This window comes from Mesorhizobium sp. B2-4-1, assembly GCF_006442185.1.
Classification (GTDB): Bacteria; Pseudomonadota; Alphaproteobacteria; order Rhizobiales; family Rhizobiaceae; genus Mesorhizobium.
In genome coordinates, this window is the sequence record NZ_VFVN01000001.1 from 1 (window position 1) to 19,119 (window position 19,119).

The 19,119-nt window shown below is 64.4% G+C and carries 16 protein-coding genes and 1 pseudogene; 10 read left to right on the forward strand and 7 right to left on the reverse strand.

The window, feature by feature from the left end; all coding sequences use genetic code 11:
* Positions 1–1,688 (reverse strand): annotated as a pseudogene (locus FJ949_RS00005) (autotransporter outer membrane beta-barrel domain-containing protein); the annotation flags it as partial.
* A 440-nt stretch (positions 1,689–2,128) separates the two neighbouring features.
* Here FJ949_RS00005 and xylB point away from each other — a divergent pair.
* Complete coding sequence (xylB, locus tag FJ949_RS00010; RefSeq protein WP_140493397.1) at positions 2,129–3,583, forward strand: xylulokinase; 1,455 nt, start codon at positions 2,129–2,131, stop codon at positions 3,581–3,583.
* A 197-nt stretch (positions 3,584–3,780) separates the two neighbouring features.
* Here xylB and FJ949_RS00020 read toward each other — a convergent pair whose 3' ends face one another.
* Positions 3,781–4,143 (reverse strand): nuclear transport factor 2 family protein, encoded by a 363-nt coding sequence (locus FJ949_RS00020; RefSeq protein ID WP_140491088.1) that lies wholly within the window; start codon positions 4,141–4,143, stop codon positions 3,781–3,783.
* Positions 4,144–4,253: 110 nt separating this feature from the next.
* Here FJ949_RS00020 and xylA point away from each other — a divergent pair, with 110 nt between their 5' ends.
* Positions 4,254–5,579, forward strand: coding sequence for a xylose isomerase (gene xylA / locus FJ949_RS00025; protein ID WP_140491093.1), 1,326 nt, complete (start codon positions 4,254–4,256; stop codon positions 5,577–5,579).
* A gap of 308 nt (positions 5,580–5,887) precedes the next feature.
* Complete coding sequence (locus tag FJ949_RS00030) at positions 5,888–6,097, forward strand: hypothetical protein (protein WP_140491096.1); 210 nt, start codon at positions 5,888–5,890, stop codon at positions 6,095–6,097.
* 32 nt (positions 6,098–6,129) lie between these two features.
* Here FJ949_RS00030 and FJ949_RS00035 read toward each other — a convergent pair whose 3' ends face one another.
* Positions 6,130–7,110: a GlxA family transcriptional regulator gene (locus FJ949_RS00035; protein WP_140491100.1), complete on the reverse strand. Its 981-nt coding sequence runs from the start codon at positions 7,108–7,110 to the stop codon at positions 6,130–6,132.
* A gap of 79 nt (positions 7,111–7,189) precedes the next feature.
* Here FJ949_RS00035 and FJ949_RS00040 point away from each other — a divergent pair, with 79 nt between their 5' ends.
* From FJ949_RS00040 to FJ949_RS00075, 7 genes are all read left to right on the forward strand, one after another.
* Positions 7,190–8,107, forward strand: coding sequence for a 3-keto-5-aminohexanoate cleavage protein (locus tag FJ949_RS00040; RefSeq protein WP_140491102.1), 918 nt, complete (start codon positions 7,190–7,192; stop codon positions 8,105–8,107).
* Between the two features lie 15 nt (positions 8,108–8,122).
* Positions 8,123–8,746: an HD domain-containing protein gene (locus tag FJ949_RS00045; protein ID WP_140491104.1), complete on the forward strand. Its 624-nt coding sequence runs from the start codon at positions 8,123–8,125 to the stop codon at positions 8,744–8,746.
* A gap of 2 nt (positions 8,747–8,748) precedes the next feature.
* Positions 8,749–9,843, forward strand: a complete 1,095-nt coding sequence (locus FJ949_RS00050; protein WP_140491107.1) for a carnitine 3-dehydrogenase — start codon at positions 8,749–8,751, stop codon at positions 9,841–9,843.
* A gap of 4 nt (positions 9,844–9,847) precedes the next feature.
* Positions 9,848–11,011: an acyl-CoA dehydrogenase gene (locus tag FJ949_RS00055; RefSeq protein WP_140491110.1), complete on the forward strand. Its 1,164-nt coding sequence runs from the start codon at positions 9,848–9,850 to the stop codon at positions 11,009–11,011.
* Positions 11,012–11,014: 3 nt separating this feature from the next.
* On the forward strand, positions 11,015–13,093 hold the full coding sequence (locus tag FJ949_RS00060; RefSeq protein ID WP_140491112.1) for an acetate--CoA ligase family protein: 2,079 nt from the start codon (positions 11,015–11,017) through the stop codon (positions 13,091–13,093).
* Positions 13,086–13,868, forward strand: a complete 783-nt coding sequence (locus tag FJ949_RS00065; RefSeq protein ID WP_140491114.1) for a carnitinyl-CoA dehydratase — start codon at positions 13,086–13,088, stop codon at positions 13,866–13,868. The genes FJ949_RS00060 and FJ949_RS00065 overlap by 8 nt, the downstream gene beginning before the upstream one ends.
* A gap of 216 nt (positions 13,869–14,084) precedes the next feature.
* Positions 14,085–15,023, forward strand: coding sequence for an alpha/beta hydrolase (locus FJ949_RS00075; RefSeq protein WP_140491116.1), 939 nt, complete (start codon positions 14,085–14,087; stop codon positions 15,021–15,023).
* 64 nt (positions 15,024–15,087) lie between these two features.
* On the opposite strand, the gene FJ949_RS00080 is transcribed toward FJ949_RS00075, so the two are convergent.
* The 4 genes from FJ949_RS00080 to FJ949_RS00095 all read right to left on the reverse strand — a co-directional run bounded on the left by FJ949_RS00080 (position 15,088) and on the right by FJ949_RS00095 (position 19,111).
* Positions 15,088–16,746, reverse strand: coding sequence for an FAD-binding dehydrogenase (locus FJ949_RS00080; protein ID WP_140491118.1), 1,659 nt, complete (start codon positions 16,744–16,746; stop codon positions 15,088–15,090).
* 59 nt (positions 16,747–16,805) lie between these two features.
* Positions 16,806–17,792, reverse strand: coding sequence for a Gfo/Idh/MocA family oxidoreductase (locus tag FJ949_RS00085; protein WP_140491121.1), 987 nt, complete (start codon positions 17,790–17,792; stop codon positions 16,806–16,808).
* Between the two features lie 102 nt (positions 17,793–17,894).
* Entirely contained in the window at positions 17,895–18,470 is a 576-nt protein-coding gene (locus FJ949_RS00090; protein ID WP_140491123.1) for a YceI family protein, read from the reverse strand.
* A 68-nt stretch (positions 18,471–18,538) separates the two neighbouring features.
* Entirely contained in the window at positions 18,539–19,111 is a 573-nt protein-coding gene (locus FJ949_RS00095) for a cytochrome b (RefSeq protein WP_140491125.1), read from the reverse strand.
* Positions 19,112–19,119: the final 8 nt, after the last annotated feature.

The following is a 19,119-nucleotide window of genomic DNA, read 5'->3' on the forward strand; positions in this document are numbered from 1 at the left end:
GCCCCCGCCACCCCCGCCGGTGCCGCCGGCGGGGGTGGCGGGGGCTGGAGCTCCGGATCGCCGGCCTGCACCGGCGGCGTCGGATCGACCGGCGGATTGTTGACGTCGCCTTCGGACGGCACGGGCACCGGCGGCAGCTGGGAAGGTGGCGGCGGCGGCTCGGCTGCCGGAGGTTCGGGCTCGGGCGCCGCGGTCGGTCCGATCGCCGGCGGCGCCGCGGCCGGCGATGTCGGTGTTATCAGCGACGAGCGCAGATACCAGTTCTCCGCGCTGCCTGCGGTGACGCCACCCTTGAACAGATAATATTCGAAGGCGCCCGCCGCGACCGGCGCGTCGAGCGCGAAGGCGCTGGCACTGGAGGTGGCGCCATTGACCGCCTGGACGACCATGATGCCGTCCTGCGTCGTCTCGGCACCCGTGCCGCCGACATTGACCACCCCGATGCCGGTCGAGCCGGAAGCCGTGCCGCCCGACAGCACCAGCCTGTCCGAGGCCGAGGAATCTTCGCCGAGTTCCGTCTGGATGAGCAGCAGGCCGCCAAGCCCGGTGTAATTGCCCGAAATCGTCAGCCGATCCGTCGCGCCTGTACTGCCATTGGTCAGATCGATACGGCCGGCATTGACGACGTCCGCAAGCTGGCCCGCCGTAAAGGCCTGTATCGACGCGTTGAAGCCGCCGCCATAGAGCGTGCTTGCGGCATCGACGCTGAGCGAGCCCGTGCCGGTGCCGCTGTCTCCCAGCACCAGATTGCCGTCCAGCGTTAGTTCGGTGTCATTGGTGGCGTCGATGCTCTCCCAGTTCTGCACCCGGCTGATGCCTTTGAGCTTGACGTTGTCGAAACTCAGCGTGTCGGTGCCGAGGCCGCCATTCAGCGCATCGACGCCGCCCAGATTGGAATTGGTCAGGTTGCTCAGCTTTGCCGTGTCGTTGTCGGCGCCGAGGTCGACGGCGCCATAGATGATGCCGCCGCCATCCCAGACGAAATTGTCGGCTCCGAAGCTCATCAGCACGTCGCCGCCGACCGTGCCGCCGGTAATCGTCACGCTGTCATTGCCGCCGCTGACGCTGATGTTGCCGCCGATCGTGCCGCCCGAAAGGATGATCGTGTCCTTGTCGAAGCCGGTGACGAGGTTGCGGTCGATGGCGCCGCCGGACATGTTGAAATAGTTCTGGTCGAGCTTCATGTTGACGCGGCCGATGCGGCCGCCCGTCATCACCGCATGGTCGCCGTCGTCGAAGAAATCGACGATGCGTCCGTCCGTCATGGTGAAGGTGTCGAGGCCATCACCCTGGTTAAGTGAACCGATCTGGCCGCCGCTTATGTTGAAGTCGTCTATGCCCGAGCCCTGCTGCACATTGCCGATGACGGTGCCAGCGCCGATGGTGAAGAAATCGGCGCCACCGCCCTGGTCGACCGTGCCGGTGATGGTACCGGATTGCATGTTGATGCGGTCCGAACCAACGCCGAAGGTGACATTGCCGCTCACCTGGCCGGTGCCGCCGGCGGGAAAGGTGAGCGTGTTGTCGCCGTTCAGATCGTTGAGGCTGCCGCCCGAATCGCCGCTGTCGCAGATGAAGGTGTCGTTTCCGGCGGTCGGAACGAGCAGGCATGCGGCGAAGGCGGCGGAATTGGGCAGCAACGCCAGCGACGTCGCGGCAAAAACGCCAAGCATTCGAGGAAGAAACATCACCGGCATTTGCCGTTTCAGAACAACTAATTTAGCGATGTCTTCCGAATCGCCATTCGGAAGCCTGTTTTCAAAGCGCCGCACCGCGTCCCTCCAAGATTCGCGATTGCAAGCCCCCACCCTACGCCGCAATGAAGACACAATTCGTTCCGTTTTACAAAGCCTAATCTGCCCGTCATGGTTGATGAACTGGAAAACGGGCCGGACAGAGCTGTGCTTTGATTGAGCCAGAATTGGTGCTTGGCGTGCGTCTCGCCAACCCTCCAAAGCGTGTTGGTGGCGGCGCGTACGCTGGCGCGGCCACACAGCCCGCCGTCGGCGTTGTTTTCGTGATGCGCGGCTGATTGTCAGAGAATTGACCCGCGGCGGATCTTGGCTTAAAAACTGCCTCGGCCAGATTTTTTCGAGATCCGAAAAAAATAATGGCAAGGGAGGAAAACATGTATCTCGGCCTCGACCTTGGCACGTCGGGCGTCAAGGCGCTGCTGATCGATGCCGAACAGACCGTCATCGGTTCCGGCCATGGCGCGCTCGACGTTTCGCGGCCGCATCCCGGCTGGTCCGAACAGGATCCAGCCCACTGGCTACGCGCCTGCGAAGACGCGATTGCCGAACTGAAGGCCTCCCATCCCTGGCAGTTCGCGGCGGTGAAAGGCATTGGCCTATCCGGTCAGATGCATGGCGCCACCTTGCTCGATGCCTCTGACAAGGTGCTGCGCCCCTGCATTCTGTGGAACGATACGCGCAGCCATGCCGAGGCAGCCGCGCTCGACGCCGATCCGCGGTTTCGCGAGCTGACCGGCAACATCGTCTTTCCCGGTTTCACCGCGCCGAAGCTCGCCTGGGTGAAGAACAACGAACCCGCCATTTTCGCCAAAGTGGCCAAGGTGCTGCTGCCCAAGGATTTCCTGCGGCTGTGGCTGACCGGCGAACATATTTCGGAAATGTCGGACTCGGCTGGCACTTCCTGGCTCGACGTTGGGAAGCGGCGCTGGTCCGCCGACCTGCTCGCGGCCACGTCGCTCGACGAAAAGCACATGCCATCCCTGGTCGAGGGTACGCAGAAGGCCGGTGGGCTGCGCGGCGAGCTGGCGTCGAAATGGGGGGTCGAAGCCGGCATCCCGATTGCCGGCGGCGCCGGCGACAATGCGGCTTCCGCCTGCGGCATGGGCACGGTCCGTGCCGGCCATGCGTTCGTGTCTCTGGGCACGTCAGGCGTGCTGTTTGCCGCCAATGCCTCCTATCTGCCCAACCCGGCAAGCGCGGTCCACACTTTCTGCCATGCGCTGCCTGACACCTGGCATCAGATGGGCGTCATCCTGTCGGCCACCGATTCGCTCAATTGGCTGTCCGAGATTACCGGCAAGGGCGCAGGCGAGTTGACATCGGAACTGGGCGATACGCTGAAGGCGCCGACCGGCGTGTCCTTCCTGCCCTATCTCTCGGGCGAGCGCACGCCACACAATGATTCCGTCATTCGCGGCTCCTTTACCGGACTGGCGCATGAATCGAGCCGCGCCGTCCTGACCCAGGCCGTGCTGGAAGGCGTGGCCTTCGCCTTTCGCGACAGCCTCGAGGCGTTGAAGACTGCGGGCACGAGCTTGATGCGTGTGACGGCGATCGGCGGCGGCTCGCGCTCGCGCTACTGGCTGAAGGCCATCGCCACCGCGCTTCAGTTGCCTGTCGACATTCCCGCCGACGGCGACTTCGGCGCCGCCTTCGGCGCCGCCCGGCTCGGCCTGATCGCAGCGACGGACGCTGATCCGCTCGATGTCTGCACGGCGCCGAGGACCGATGCAACGATCGAACCGGATGCCGGCTTGGATGGTGCATTTGCCGATGCCTACCAGCGCTACCGCGGGCTTTATCCGGCGATCAGGGCGGCAACGGCGTGAGCAAGCGCCACGCGCCCCCCTCTGCCCTGCCGGGCATCTCCCCCTCTAGGGGGAAGATCGGCAGCTTTGGCGGCTACGCTAGCCTTGCAAGGCCGGAGGTTGGCGAAGGTATAACAATCAGCCAATCTCCCCCCTTGAGGGGGAGATGGCCGGCAGGCCAGAGGGGTGCGCCTGGCGCCTACCTTAGCCGTGAAGCCTCACTGCGCCGGCACCTTGTCGAGGAAGCCGGTGATGCTCTTCAGGCGGCCGTTCTCGATGACGCCGATATCGGTGCCCTCGATGACGGACGGTGTGCCCTCAGGGCCGAGGTTCCAGGAAAAGCGGATTTTGTCGGCAAACCCGTCCGGTGTGCCTTTCAGCGAGAAGCGGAAGCCGGCAAAGCGCCGCTGCACGCCGTCGATCAGCGCCGCGACGCCTTCATGGCCGTCGCCCTGCATGATGGGATCGCGATAGCTGACGTCTTCGGTGAAAGTCGCCTTGAGCAGCGCCTGACGGCGCGCGGCGTCGCTCTCGTTCCAGGCGGTGATGTAGCTTTCGGCGATCTTGTTGAGATCGGTCATGATCTGTCTCCTTCGTTGGCTTTGACATGACCCTTTTTACCCAACGGACGAACGGAACCAATTACGCCTGAGGTAATCAGGCGGAGCCATTTCGGAGAGGAAGGAAATCCATGAGCAGCGGCTTTTTCGGCGACATCCAGAAGATCAAATATGAGGGGCCGGATTCGGCCAATCCGCTGGCTTACCGGTTCTACAACCCGGACGAGCTGGTGGCCGGCAAGCGGCTGGAAGACCATCTGCGCTTCGCCGTCGCCTACTGGCATTCCTTCGCCTGGCCGGGCGGCGATCCGTTCGGCGGCCAGACCTTCGATCGGCCGTGGTTCCCCAAGGCCGGCGGCATCGACACGATGGAACTGGCAAAACTGAAAGCAGACGTCGCCTTCGAGATGTTCTCGCTGCTCGGCGCGCCCTATTTCTGCTTCCACGATGCCGACGTGCGGCCCGAAGGCAAGGATTTTTCGGAAAGTTCCGCGCGCCTCGACGAGATCGCGGACTATTTCGCCACCAAGATGAAGCAGACTGGCGTCAAGCTCTTGTGGGGCACGGCGAACCTGTTCTCGCACCGCCGTTTCATGTCGGGTGCCGCGACAAACCCCGATCCGGATGTGTTTGCCTATGCGGCGGCGACGGTGAAGAGCTGCATCGACGTCACCAAGCGGCTGAAGGGCGAGAATTATGTGCTTTGGGGCGGACGCGAGGGCTATGAGACGCTGCTCAACACCGACCTTGCCCGCGAGCAGGAGCAGGCCGGCCGTTTCCTCAACCTCGTCGTCGACTACAAGCACAAAATCGGCTTCAAAGGCACGATCCTGATCGAGCCGAAGCCGCAGGAACCCACAAAACACCAGTACGACTACGATGTCGCGACCGTCTATGGCTTCCTCAAGCGCTTCGGCCTGGAGAAGGAGGTCAAGCTCAACATCGAGCAGGGCCACGCCATCCTCGCCGGCCATTCCTTCGAGCACGAGCTGGCGTTGGCCAATGCGCTCGGCATCTTCGGCTCGATCGACATGAACCGCAACGACTACCAGTCGGGCTGGGACACCGACCAGTTCCCCAACAATGTGCCGGAGATGGCCCTGGCCTATTACCAGGTCCTGCAGGCGGGCGGCTTCAAGACCGGCGGCACCAATTTCGACGCCAAGCTGCGCCGCCAGTCGCTCGATCCGCAGGACCTGCTGATCGGCCATATCGGCGGCATGGATGCCTGCGCGCGCGGCCTGAAGGCAGCCGCCAAGATGGTCGAAGACAAGGCGCTGTCGGCTCCACTCGCCGAGCGCTACGCAGGCTGGAACAGCGGCGAGGCCAAGGCGATGCTTGCCGGCAAGCGCACGCTGGAGGACATCGCCGAGCGCGTGGTGAAGAAGAAGATCGAACCGCAGCCGCGCTCCGGCCGTCAGGAACTGCTCGAAAACATCGTCAACCGCTACGTGTAAGGGATGAAAGGCGGGCGGCGGCTCGTTCAGCCGCCGCTCCGCTTACCCACGCCGCTTCGCGGGGAGAAGTTCCCGGCGTCGCGCTTATTTGCCTGCCGCCCTGTTCGCCATTGAACGGAAAAGGTGCCGGCGGGCGGACGAGGGTGGCGCCGAGACCGGGTGAAAGGGCTTTGCGCCAGTGCGGAATCGACGACAAGGTTTTGCCCACTGACGCCCCTCAATCGCCTCTCTCTTGCCTTCAAACTGCCGTCACGAATCTCCTATAAGAAGGTGCTCGTGGCGGGAGAGGAAGAAGGAGGCGAACCGATATGCAGAACGAACGTGAAATCGACGCCCTGCTCTCAAATGGCGAGGCCGGGTCGATTATCGACCGGCTGATGGCAATGCCGCATCCGAAGGATGGTGCGCGCCGCTCCAACGAATGGGACCGCGCCGTTGCCAGCCGTTTCGAGACCCATCTGGCAAGACAGATGCGCTCGCAGATCGATAGTGGCGGCGACCGGCAGAACGCTGCCTGATCAACCGCTTCCCACTTTGGACGACATGTACATCAACCCCGGCGTAGCCTGACCGGGGCTTCACCGAAAGCTCTTGAAAACGCCCTCGAAAATGCCGCGGCGGATGAAAATCCGGTCCGCCCGGCAATGTCGGCCATGGCCACTCTGGTGTCGATCACCAGCCGCCGCGCAGCGCCCAGGCGCAGCCTGAGATAGTAGGCGCCGGGCGTCTCGCCGATCGACTTGCGGAAGATGCTCTCCAGTGTCCGTGCCGTCACCCCGGCGCGCTTTGCCACGGCGGCGACCGTCAACGGCTGGTCGACATGCGCTTCCATCAGCCGGATGGCTTGCGCCAGGCGCGGATCATAGCCGTCGAGCCGGCCAAGCGAGACCAGGGGCTGAGCGTCGGTTGCCGCACGGGCCTGATCGTAGATGAAGACGCTGGCCACATCGAGCGCCACGGCCATGCCGAGGCGGGTGCGAACGAGGTGCAGCATCAGGTCGAAGGTGGGCGAGGCGCCACCGGAGGTGAAGACCGGCCCGTCGATGACGTAACGGTCCGGGCGGACGTCGACGCCCGGAAAGGCCGACGAGAAATCCTCCATGTCTTCCCAGTGGGTGGTGGCGCTGCGGCCTTCGAGCAAGCCGGCCCGCGCGACCAGCCATGTACCGGCCTCGACGCCGCCGCAGGCGCGCGCCGAACGGGCGGCGCGGCGCAGGCCCGAGAGCAGAGCCGACGTCGCATAATTCTGCGTGCCGAAACCGGCGACGACGACAAGAACGTCAGTCGGCTCGGCCGCATCGAAGCGGCCGCTGACAGCCACTGGCAGGCCGCAAGTGGTGACCGGCGCCTCGCCGGTTACGGAAACCAGCTTGAAATCGAACAATGTCTCGCCGGAGATGCGGTTGGCGGCGCGCAGCGGGTCGACCGCCGAGGCCACGCACATGATGGACGAGCCGGAAAACACCAGCATCGTCACCTTGAGCGGCAGACGCTCGGCGCGAAAGATCGTCAGTTTTTCGCCTTTAGTCATGGAAGCTTCGTAAAACGCAAAGCAGTTTTCGGCAAGTCGGGCGATGCTTGGCGCCTGTTTCGACTGGGAGGAGAGTTCCATGCCGCTTGCGATGAACCGTGAGGTTTTCATTACCTGTGCCGTGACCGGGTCCGGCGGCACGCAGGACCGCAGCCCGCATGTGCCGCGCTCGCCCAAAGAGATCGCCGATTCGGCCATCGACGCGGCCAAGGCGGGGGCGGCGATCGTGCATTGCCATGTGCGCGACCCCGAAACCGGCAAGCCCAGGCGCGACGTTCATCTCTACCGCGAGGTGACCGAGCGCATCCGCGAGGCAGACGTCGACGTGGTGCTGAACCTTACCGCCGGCATGGGTGGAGACATGGTGTTCGGCTCGCCCGAAGCGCCGCTGCCGCTCAATGAGAAGGGCACCGACATGGGCGGCGCCACCAACCGCATGGAGCATGTACGCCAGTGCCTGCCGGAGATCTGCACGTTGGACTGCGGCACAATGAACTTCGCAGAGGCCGACTATGTCATGACCAACACACCCGGCATGCTGCGCGCCATGGGCGGCATGATGACCGCGCTCGGCGTCAAGCCGGAGATCGAGGCCTTCGACACAGGCCATCTGTGGTTCGCCAAGCAGTTGGTCGAGGAACAGGTTCTGAAGCCGGATGCGCTTGTGCAGCTTTGCATGGGCGTGCCATGGGGGGCGCCTGACGACCTCAACACCTTCATGGCCATGGTCAACAACGTGCCGTCGACCTGGAGCTGGTCGGCCTTTTCGATCGGCCGCAACCAGATGGCCTATGCCGCCGCCGCAGTGCTGGCCGGCGGCAATGTCCGCGTCGGTCTCGAAGACAATCTCTGGCTCGACAAGGGCGTGCTTGCCACCAACGCGCAGCTGGTCGAACGTGCCGCCAGCATCGTCACCAATCTCGGCGCCAGGATTCTGGGGCCGGAGGAAGTGCGCAGGAAGCTCAACCTCACCAAGCGGCCGCCGATCGCGGCATAGAGAGGGGAGCTTCAGATGGCCACCGTCAAATTCACCGCAATGAAGGATGGCGACAAGGACGACTACGAATTCCTGACCGCCCATGAAATCGACTATGCCGCCAAAACCGGTGATCGGTTGCTGGAAGCCCTGGTTCAACTCGACGAGGGCCTTTCCGGCTACAAGATCACCCGGCTCGGCCATTCGCTGCAGGCGGCAACACGCGCCTGGCGCGACGGCGCCGACACCGACTGGATCGCCTGCGCGTTGCTGCACGACATCGGCGATATCTACGCACCCTACAACCACGACGAATACGCCGCGTCGATCCTGAAGCCTTTCGTGCGCGAACAATGCACCTGGGTGGTGGAGAAGCACGGCGATTTCCAGCGCCTCTACTATGCCCATCATCTTGGCGGCAACCGCCATGCGCGTGACCGCTTCGCCGGTCATGCCTATTTCGACGATTGCGACCAGTTCTGCGAGCGCTGGGACCAGTCGAGCTTCGACCCCGACTACGAGACGCTGCCGATCGAGTTCTTCAGGCCATTCGTGCTCGAAGTCTTTGTCCGCAGGGCCTACGACCCCGCCATTATCCGCGCCGGCGAGCGCGTGCCGCTCACCGATCCCGAAACAGCCAAGACAAGAACCGGAGCCTGACCATGAGCATCATCAACAAGGCGGCCGCCATCGGCGGCGGTGTCATCGGCGCAGGCTGGGTGGCGCGCCTGCTCTTGAATGGCATCGACGTGTCGATCTTCGACCCTGATCCCGAGGCCTCGCGCAAGGTCTCAGAAGTGATGAAGGGCGCGCGCCGCGCCTACAAGCAGATGGTTCCGGGCGGCCTGCCGAAAGAAGGCAGGCTGACCTTCGCCAAGACCATCGCCGAGGCGGTGGCCGATGCCGATTTCATCCAGGAGAGCGTGCCGGAACGGCTCGACCTCAAGCATAAGGTCCTGTCCGAGATCGATATCCACGCGCCGGCCAACGCCATCGTCGGCTCGTCCACATCAGGCATCAAGCCGACCGACATGCAGGTGGCGATGAAAAAACACCCGGAGCGGCTTGTCGTCGGCCACCCGTTCAACCCGGTCTATCTCCTGCCGCTGGTCGAGATCGTCGGCGGCGACCAGACATTCCCCGAGGCGGTCGAAGTCGCCAAGGAGATCTATGCCTCGATCGGCATGAAGCCTGTCGTCATCCGCAAGGAGATTGAAGCCTTCGTCGGCGACCGACTGCTGGAAGCCGCCTGGCGCGAGGCGCTGTGGCTGATCAAGGACGGCATCTGCACCGTCGAGGAACTGGACGACATCATGCGCTATGGCTTTGGCCTGCGCTGGGCGCAGATGGGTATGTTCCAGGTCTATCGCGTCGCCGGCGGCGAAGCCGGCATGCGCCACTTCATGGCGCAGTTCGGCCCCTGCCTGAAATGGCCGTGGACCAAGCTGATGGACGTACCGGAGTTCAACGACGAGCTGGTCGACCTGATCGCCACGCAGTCGGACGACCAGGCGCATGGCCTGTCGATCCGCGAACTGGAAAAGATCCGCGACGACAATCTGGTCGCCATCATGGATGCGCTCTCGAAGCAGAACAAGGGCAAGGGCTGGGGAGCCGGCGCCCTGCACAGGGACTATACGAAGCAGTTGGCCAAGCTGGCGGCGAAAAAGCCGGCCGCCTCCAAGGCGGCCGAGAAGGCGAAGGCATCGAAGCCGGTGAAGAAAGCCGAAAAACCGAAGAAAAAGAAGAAAGGCTGAGACCATGGATTTCGGTCTGTCGGAGGAACAGAAGCTCATTGTCGAGACGACGCGCGCCTTCGTCGAGAATGAGCTTTACCCGCATGAGCGCGAGGTCGAGCGCACCGGCGTGCTGCGCCGCGAACTGATCGAGGAGCTGAAGGCCAAGGCGATCGAAGCCGGTCTCTATGCCGCCAACATGCCGGCCGATGTCGGCGGCGCGGGGCTCGATACGGTGACCTGGCTGCTTTACGAGAAGGAACTCGGCCGCGCCAACTACGCGCTGCACTGGACCTGCGTCGCGCGCCCCTCCAACATCCTTTTGGCCGGCACGCCGGAGCAGCGCGAAAAATATCTGTTCCCGTGCATCCGCGGCGAGAAATGGGATTGCCTGGCGATGACCGAGCCGGGCGCCGGCTCCGATCTGCGCGGCATGAAGGCGACCGCCGTGCAGGACGGCGACGACTGGGTATTGAACGGCACCAAGCACTTCATCAGCCACGCCGATCTCGCCGACTTCGCCATCGTCTTCATGGCCTCGGGCGAAGAGGATTCGCCGCGCGGCAAACGCAAGAAGATCACCGCCTTCTTCGTCGACAAGGGCACCAAGGGTTTCACGGTGCGCGACGGTTACCGCAACGTCTCGCATCGCGGCTACACCAACGCCATCCTCGAATTCGACGATTGCCGCCTTCCGGCAAGCCAGGTGTTGGGTGAAGTCCACAAGGGTTTCGACGTCGCCAATTCCTGGCTCGGCGCCACCCGCCTGCAGGTCGGCGCCACCTGCCTCGGCCGCGCGGAACGCGCGCTCGGCCACGCGGTCGAGTACGCCGCGCAGCGTCAGCAATTCGGCCAGCAGATCGGCAAGTTCCAGGGCGTGTCGTTCAAGCTCGCCGACATGGCAACCGAACTCAAGGCCGCGGACCTGATGGTGTTCGAAGCCGGCTGGAAGTACGATCAGGGCACCGTCACCGACCAGGACATGGCCATGGCCAAGCTGAAGGCCACAGAAATGCTGGCTTACGTCGCCGACGAAGCGATCCAGATCCATGGTGGCATGGGGCTGATGGATGACCTGCCGCTGGAGCGCATCTGGCGCGACGCCCGGGTCGAGCGCATCTGGGAAGGCACGTCGGAAATCCAGCGCCACATCATTTCGCGGGCGCTGCTGCGCCCGTTCGGGGCCTGATCCATGCACAAACTTGAACGCCTTCTGCGCCCTAAATCGATCGCCGTGTTCGGCGGCGCGCAGGCCGCCGCGGTCGTGGCACAGTCGATCAAGATGGGCTTTGCCGGCGAGATCTGGCCGGTGCACCCGAGCAAGGAAGAGGTCGCCGGCCGCAAGGCCTATCGTTCGATCGCCGATCTGCCCGGCGCGCCGGACGCCGCCTTTGTCGGCGTCAACCGACACCTGACCATCGACGTGATCAAGGCCCTGGCCGAACGCGGGGCCGGCGGGGCCGTCTGCTTTGCCGCCGGTTTCCTCGAAACCGAAGCCTATGACGCGGATGGCGAGCGCCTGCAGGCCGAACTCGTCGCCGCCGCCGGCGAGATGCCGATCATCGGGCCGAACTGTTACGGCCTGATCAACTATGCCGACGGCGCGCTTTTGTGGCCCGACCAGCATGGCGGCATAAGATTGGCCGACGGCGGCAAAGGGGTGGCCATCATTACCCAGTCGTCCAACATCGCCATCAACATGACGATGCAGAAGCGCGGCCTGCCGATCGCCTTCCTGATGACCGCCGGCAACCAGGCGCAGACCGGCCTCTCCGAAATGGCGCTCGGCCTGATCGAGGACGAGCGCGTCAGCTCGCTCGGCCTGCACATCGAGGCTTTCGATTCGGTAGCCGGCTTCGAGCGGCTGGCGGCACGGGCCAGGGAATTGAAAAAGCCGATCATCGCCATGAAGGTCGGCCGCTCCGAACAGGCCAGGCAAGCGACCGTCTCGCACACCGCGTCGCTCGCCGGCTCGGACGCAGCGTCCGGGGCCTTCCTGAAACGGCTCGGCATCGCGCGCGTCGATTCCATCCCCGCCTTCATCGAGGCGCTGAAGCTGCTGCATGTCACCGGTCCGCTGCCCGGCTACAGCCTGTCATCGATGAGCTGTTCGGGCGGCGAGGCTTCGGTCATGGCCGACAGCGCCGAAGGCCGCTGGGTCAACTTCCCGGTGCTGACGGAAGAACACCGTGCCCACGTCAAGTCGACGCTCGGGCCGCTGGTCGCGGTCGCCAATCCATTGGACTATCACACCTTCATCTGGAACAACGAGCCGGCGATGACCGCCACCTTCACCGCCATGGTGTCGGGCGGCTTCGACCTCAATATGCTGGTACTCGACTTCCCGCGCCCGGACCGCTGCTCGGTGACCGACTGGTGGGCGACGCTGCGCGCCTTCGAATCGGCGCTCAAGACCAACAAGGCACATGGCGCGATCGTCTCGTCGCTGCCCGAGAACCTGCCCGAGGAATACACCGCCGAGCTGATGGCGCGGGGCATGGTGCCGCTGTTCGGCATTTCCGAAGCGATGGATGCCGCCCAGGCGGCCGCCTTCATCGGCTGGGCCTGGCGCGAGCCGCAGGCGCAGCCGGTCGACACCTCCGCTTCCGGCGCTGCCGGCGGCGAGCATGTCACGCCTGACGAGGCGCAAGCCAAGGCGCGGCTGATCAAGGCCGGGCTGCCGGTGCCCAAGGGCGAGCGCGCCGACAGTGCCGTCGAGGCGGTGATCTCGTCCATGGCGCTCGGCTTCCCCGTGGCGCTGAAGGCGCTAGGCGTCACCCACAAATCCGAGGTCGGCGCCGTCAGGCTCAACCTCAGGGACGCCGAATCCGTCAGCACCGCCGCTCACGACCTTTTGCCACTCGGCACCGGCCTTTATGTCGAGCGCATGGTGCGCGACGGCGTCGCCGAGCTGATCGTCGGCTTCACCCGCGATCCGATGTTCGGCGCTGTCATGACGCTGGGCACCGGCGGCGTACTGGTCGAATTGCTGCGCGACAGCGTCACCTTGATGCTGCCGGCGACCCGCGACGACATCGAGGCAGCACTTCGCGGTCTCAAACTGTTCCCGCTGCTCGAAGGCTATCGCGGTCGGCCGAAGGCCGACGTCCAAGCTGCCATCGACGCCATCGCGGGCATTGCTGCCTTCGTGCAGACGAATGCCGGCGAGATCGAGGAACTCGACATCAATCCGCTGATCGTCTGCAGCGAGGGCAAGGGCGCCTGGATCGCCGATGCGCTTTTGGTGCTGGGAGAGAACAAGAATGCCTGACGTCATTTCGACCCGCCGTGAAGGCTCGATCCTCGAGGTCACGCTCGATCGGCCCAAGGCCAACGCCATCGACCTGAAGACCTCTCGGCTGATGGGCGAGACCTTCAAGGCGTTTCGCGACGACCCCGGCTTGCGCGTCGCCATCATCAAGACCGCCGGCGACAAGTTCTTCTGCGCCGGATGGGACCTGAAGGCCGCCGCCGGCGGCGACGCCGTCGACGGCGACTATGGCGTCGGCGGCTTTGCCGGGCTGCAGGAACTGCGCGACTTGAACAAGCCTGTCATCGCCTGCGTAAACGGCATGGCGGTGGGGGGCGGCTTCGAGCTGGCGCTGTCCTGCGATCTCATCTACGCCTCCGATCACTCCTCCTTCGCATTGCCCGAGATCCGCGCCGGCACGCTTGCCGACGCCGCGACCATCAAGCTGCCGAAGCGCATTCCTTATCATGTCGCCATGGACCTTTTGCTCACTGGCCGCTGGATGGACGTTGCCGAGGCGCATCGCTGGGGCCTGGTCAACGAGGTGCTGCCGAAGGAGAAGCTGGAGGACCGCGTCTGGGAGATCGCCCGCCTGCTCGCCAGCGGCCCGCCGCTTGTCTTCGCCGCGATCAAGGAAACCGCGCGGGTGGCCGAAGCGCTGACTTTCCAGGACGCGATGAACAGGGTGACGCGCCGGCAGTTGCCGACGGTCGATGCGCTGTACGGTTCCGAGGACAATATGGAAGGGTTCCGGGCTTTTGCGGAGAAGCGGGAACCGGTGTGGAAGGGGAAGTAAAGCAATGCCAGAGATGACGGCGCGAGGCACCCCCCTCTGGCCTGCCGGCCATCTCCCCCGCAAGGGGGGAGATTGGATGTCATTTCCGCTTTCGCCAATCGTCAACGCTGCAATAAGGGCGATGTCGATTGAACTGCCAATCTCCCCCCTTGCGGGGGAGATGTCCGGCAGGACAGAGGGGGGTGCCTGGGCTCGCCGTTCACAGTCGGCGCGGCCATGACCGACTACAGCAAACTCATTGATGCCGAGACCCGGGCCTTCATCGAGCGGACCAATTCCTATTACCCGCCGGATACGATCGACTACACGATTGCCGAGCAGCGCGAGATCTACGCCCGCATGTGCCGGGAGTTCTTTGCCGGCTATCCCGAGGGGGTGACAGCGGAAACCACCGCTATTGCCGCACAGGCGTGCAATATCCCGATCCGCATCTATCGCAGCGCCCCGCAGGCAGTGGCAACGGTGCTCTATTACCACGGCGGCGGGTTCATCCTTGGCGGGCTCGACAGCCATGACGACGTTTGCGCCGAGCTTTGCGGCCGCACCGGCTATGACGTCGTCTCGGTCGACTACCGGCTGGCGCCGGAGCATCTGCATCCGGCCGCGTTTGACGATGCGATGAACGCCTTCGAGTGGGCGGCAGCCACCCGCGATCATCCCGTCCTGCTCTGCGGCGACAGCGCCGGTGGCAATCTCTGCGCCGCAGTCAGCCATGCGACGCGCGGCCATGCGAAGAAACCGATCGGGCAGGTGCTGATCTATCCCGGGCTCGGCGGCGACCGTTCGCGTGGCTCCTATCTGAAGCATGCCGAAGCGCCTATGCTGACCACGCGCGACCTCGAATTCTACAAGCACATCCGTACCGGCGGCGTGGACCAGACCGGCGACATCACGCTTCAGCCGCTGGCCGACGCCGATTTCGCCAACCTGCCGCCGACCGTGCTGATCACCGCCGAGTGCGATCCGCTGTCGTCGGACGGCGAGGCCTATCGCGACCGCATCGTGGCGGGCGGCGGGCGAGCCACTTGGTTCGAGGAAAAAGGGCTTGTGCACGGCTATCTCAGGGCGAGGCACACGGTCGGCCGCGCCCGCGCCAGCTTTACCCGCATCGTCGAGGCGGTGTCGGCGCTCGGCAAAAGCGAGTGGATCTGGTGAGGGCCTCCTCGCATGACAATCGACAGAAGATGATCAACCCAGCGACTGCCAAGCCGTTCGGCGCTCAGCCTACCGAACGAGCCGCCGCCCGGCCGGCGCTGCGGCCGGAGAAGATACAGCCGCCCAGGAACGTGCCTTCGAGCGCCGCATAGCCATGCACGCCGCCGCCGCCGAAACCGGCGGCTTCGCCGACCGCATAGAGGCCCTGAACCGGCTCGCCATCGCTCCCCAGCACGCGGCTTTCGAGATCGGTCTGCAGGCCACCCAGCGTCTTGCGGGTCAGGATGTTGAGGCGAACCGCGATCAGCGGGCCGTTCGCGGGATCGAGCATCTTGTGCGGCCTGGCCGTGCGGATCAGCCGGTCGCCGAGATAGGCCCGCGCTCCGCGCAGCGCGGTGACCTGCATGTCCTTGGAGAAGGGATTGTCGAGTTGCCGGTCGCGGGCGCGGATCTCGCGCTCGACATGGGCGACGTCGAGCAGCGGTTCGCCGCCGGCCAGCTTGTTCATGCGCGCCACCAGATCGGGCAGTTCGGCCTCGATGATGAAATCCTCGCCCTTCTCCATGAACGCCTTGACCGGGCCCGGAATGCCCGACGTGGCGCGGCCGAGCACCTGGCGCCAGCTCTTGCCGGTCAGGTCCGGGTTCTGCTCGGAGCCCGAGAGCGCGAACTCCTTCTGGATGATTTTTTTGGTCAGGATGAACCAGGAATAATCGAACCCGGTGCTCGTGATGTGGCTGAGCGTGCCGAGCGTGTCGAAACCGGGGTAAAGCGGCACCGGCAGGCGCTTGCCCCTGGCGTCGAGCCACAGCGACGACGGACCGGGCAGGATGCGGATGGCATGATCGGTCCAGATCGGCGCCCAGTTCCTGATGCCCTCGACATAGTGCCACATGCGGTCGCGATTGATGACGCTGCCGCCGGCCTGTTCCGTGATCGCCAGCATGCGGCCGTCGACATGGTCGGGCACGCCGGTGATCATGCACTTCGGCGCCGCGCCCAGACGCTTCGGCCAGTTTTCCCGGACCAGCTGGTGGTTGCCGCCGATGCCGCCGGAGGCGACGATCACGGCCTGCGCATGAACCTCGAAATCACCTGATATCTCACGCGAACTCTTGTGGCCGCGCTCGACGGTGCTTGGTTGCAGGATGTCGCCGCGCACCCCGTCGATCCTCGTGCCGGTGCGGATCAATTCGTTGACGCGGTGGCGGAACTTGAAGCGGATCAGTCCCTTCTTCTCGGCTTCGCGGACGCGCAGCACGAAGGGCTCGAGCACGCCGGGACCGGTGCCCCAGGTGATGTGAAAGCGGGGCACGGAATTGCCATGGCCAATGGCATTGCCGCCGCCGCGCTCGGCCCAGCCGACCACGGGAAAGAATTTCATCCCGCGCTCCAGCAGCCAGGAGCGCTTCTCGCCGGCGGCGAAGCCGACGTAGGCCTCGGCCCATTTGCGCGGCCAGTGATCCTCCGGCCGGTCGAAAGCGGCGGTGCCCAGCCAGTCCTCGAGCGCCAGCTCGTGCGAATCGCGGATGCGCATGCGCCGCTGCTCGGGCGAATCGACGAGGAACAGACCGCCGAACGACCAGAAGGCCTGGCCGCCCAGCGACTGCTCCGGTTCCTGGTCGACGATGACGATCTTCTTGCCGGCCTCGGCCAGTTCGGCGGCGGCGACCAGCCCGGCAAGGCCGGCGCCGACAATGATGACATCCGCGTCGTCAGCCAATTTCCCCTCCCGTTAGCTGGCTACCGTATGAATCTCGAACCGGAATATATTAATGATGGTCAGACCGCCTCCCAGCCATCCTTGCCGCCGGCGCGGAAGATGGCGTCGATGACCTTCTGGTTGAGCACGGATTCCTCCAGCGTGAAGACGCGCTCCTTACCGCCCTGGGCCGCCCGCGCGAAGGTCTCGACCTCGAGCCGGTACTGCTGCGTACCGGGAAAGCGGAACACCTGCGCCTCCGTGTGGTTCTGATTGTGCAACTCGACGCGGTGGTGATCGTAGAGCCCGGCATTGAACGGCGAGAACACCTCGATGAACCCGTTCTCGCCATGGAATACCATCACCTGGCGCGCGGCCATCTGGGTCGAGAGATAGAAGGACAGTTCGAAGTCGCCGAAATCGGCGCGGATCGAGGAATAGATGTCGGTGCCGAATTTTTTGTCGCGCTCGATCGTCGCCTGCACGCGCAGCGGCTCCTTGCCGGTGGAAAAGCGCGTCGACACGGTCGGGTAGACGCCGATGTCGGGCAGCGCGCCGCCGCCAAGGTCGAGCTGGTTGCGCATGTTGTTGGGATCGACATTGTAATAGGAGAACGCGCCCTGCACATGGCGCAGCCGGCCGATGACGCCGCTGGCGATCAGGTCGCGCACCTTGATCCATTGCGGATGGTAGACGACCATGAAGGCTTCGCAGACCAACACCTTGCTGGCATCGCGCAGCTTGATCAGCGGCGGAATGTCCTTGGCGTCGAGCGCCAACGGCTTTTCGACCAGCACATGTTTTCCCGCCTGAATGGCCTTGGCCGTCCATTCGACATGCTGCGATGTCGGCAGCGGGATATAGACGCCGTCGACCTCGTTCGAGGCGAGCAACTCCTCATAGGAACCGAAAGCATGCGGCGCGCCGAAGCGATCGGCCAACCCACGGGCCTTCGACTGATCGCGGCTGGCGATTGCGGACAGCACGCCATTTTCCGCCTCCACGATCGCAGGTAAAAGCTGCTCGCGACCGATCTTGGCCGTCGATAACACACCCCATCGGAACATCAGGCTTCTCCTCTCGATTACAGGCGAGGAGGTTTGCCTGAAATCGGGGCAAAAGCCAATGCGGGGGCCAAGTTCCTCGCCCCACGAGCGGGGAGCGATGGCTCAACCCCTCTTCCCCGTCAGCCTCATGTCGAAACCGACGACGTTGGAATAGATCGGCGTGCCGACATCCATTCCGTAGCGCGACCGCAGCACCTTGCCGGTGACGTGGAACCCGATCGTGCCGGACTTCAGGCCATCGAGCTCGGCGGTGAACTTTTCCGCAAACGTCTTGCCGCGCGCCGTCAGCCGGCCGGTGACAAGCGCCGTCGTATCGCCGGTGCGGGTCACGCTGGTCGAGCGGAACTGGATTTCGGGGCTGTTGGCCGCATCGAACACGGCGTCTGAACGCAGGAAAGCGTCGATGCGGCCCTGGCCGGTGCCGACGCTTTCGGGAAAAATGGTGAGGTTGACCTTCGAGCGGCTGACGTCGTCATTGTCGATGCGGATCGTGCCCTTGAAGTGAGCAAACGCACCATCGAAACCGCCGCCGCCGGCCTTGCCGATGGTGAAGCGGATCGAGGAGTCAGCCTGGCTGATCGTGTAACTGCCGGCGGCATCATCGAGGACAACTGCTGCCCAGACAGGCACGGCAAGGCAAGCGGCAAGGGCCGCCGATCCGAGGAGTCGCGCATACATGAGATTATTTCCTTCTTCGGAGGCAACGCTCTTCGCGTCCTCGCTTACAAACGAGGCCGAAGCCCGTTCTATTCCCCGCCTGAGGAAGGCGTGACGATGCGTGTGAGCACATTGTCCCTCAGTCGGAAATGATGGCGCAGTGCCGCCGTGATATGCAGCGCCACAAGTGCTGCGCCGGCATAAGCGAGGTACCAGTGCGCAGCCGCCCAGAAACTTTCGGCGGCATCGGATTCCGCGAGCGGCAGGTTTGGCATCACGAACAGGTTGAACGGCATGCTTGGAATTTCCAGCGTCGAGACCGAAACCAGCGCCCAGCCGGACAGAGGCAAAGCGATCTGGAAGGCATAGAGCGCCAGGTGAGCGAGCGGCGCCGCCCGGCGCTCCAGGGATCCGACCGAGGATGGCAAGGCCGGCGCGGCATTGCCGAGCCGCCAGGCGATGCGCAGGATGATCAGGCCGAGCAGCAGGAAGCCCAGCGATTTGTGCAGCTGGATGAGCTCGAAAGCCGTGCGCTGGCTGCTGATGCGGACCATCACGAAACCGAGTGCGAACTGGCCGATGAAGGCAAGGCCGATCAGCCAGTGAAGCAGGATTGCCGCCCAGCCGTAGCGGGTCGGGGTATTTATGATCGAAGCTCGCATGGAAGGCG

Bases quoted from the DNA above. Each gene is read 5' to 3' on its own strand.
- FJ949_RS00045 (WP_140491104.1), top strand. From the start codon at position 8,123: ATGGCCACCGTCAAATTCACCGCAATGAAGGATGGCGACAAGGACGAC.
- FJ949_RS00075 (WP_140491116.1), top strand. From the start codon at position 14,085: ATGACCGACTACAGCAAACTCATTGATGCCGAGACCCGGGCCTTCATC.
- xylB (WP_140493397.1), top strand. From the start codon at position 2,129: ATGTATCTCGGCCTCGACCTTGGCACGTCGGGCGTCAAGGCGCTGCTG.
- FJ949_RS00065 (WP_140491114.1), top strand. From the start codon at position 13,086: ATGCCTGACGTCATTTCGACCCGCCGTGAAGGCTCGATCCTCGAGGTC.
- FJ949_RS00085 (WP_140491121.1), bottom strand. From the start codon at position 17,792: ATGTTCCGATGGGGTGTGTTATCGACGGCCAAGATCGGTCGCGAGCAG.
- FJ949_RS00050 (WP_140491107.1), top strand. From the start codon at position 8,749: ATGAGCATCATCAACAAGGCGGCCGCCATCGGCGGCGGTGTCATCGGC.
- FJ949_RS00020 (WP_140491088.1), bottom strand. From the start codon at position 4,143: ATGACCGATCTCAACAAGATCGCCGAAAGCTACATCACCGCCTGGAAC.
- FJ949_RS00055 (WP_140491110.1), top strand. From the start codon at position 9,848: ATGGATTTCGGTCTGTCGGAGGAACAGAAGCTCATTGTCGAGACGACG.
- FJ949_RS00095 (WP_140491125.1), bottom strand. From the start codon at position 19,111: ATGCGAGCTTCGATCATAAATACCCCGACCCGCTACGGCTGGGCGGCA.
- FJ949_RS00030 (WP_140491096.1), top strand. From the start codon at position 5,888: ATGCAGAACGAACGTGAAATCGACGCCCTGCTCTCAAATGGCGAGGCC.
- FJ949_RS00090 (WP_140491123.1), bottom strand. From the start codon at position 18,470: ATGTATGCGCGACTCCTCGGATCGGCGGCCCTTGCCGCTTGCCTTGCC.
- FJ949_RS00060 (WP_140491112.1), top strand. From the start codon at position 11,015: ATGCACAAACTTGAACGCCTTCTGCGCCCTAAATCGATCGCCGTGTTC.
- xylA (WP_140491093.1), top strand. From the start codon at position 4,254: ATGAGCAGCGGCTTTTTCGGCGACATCCAGAAGATCAAATATGAGGGG.
- FJ949_RS00040 (WP_140491102.1), top strand. From the start codon at position 7,190: ATGCCGCTTGCGATGAACCGTGAGGTTTTCATTACCTGTGCCGTGACC.
- FJ949_RS00035 (WP_140491100.1), bottom strand. From the start codon at position 7,110: ATGACTAAAGGCGAAAAACTGACGATCTTTCGCGCCGAGCGTCTGCCG.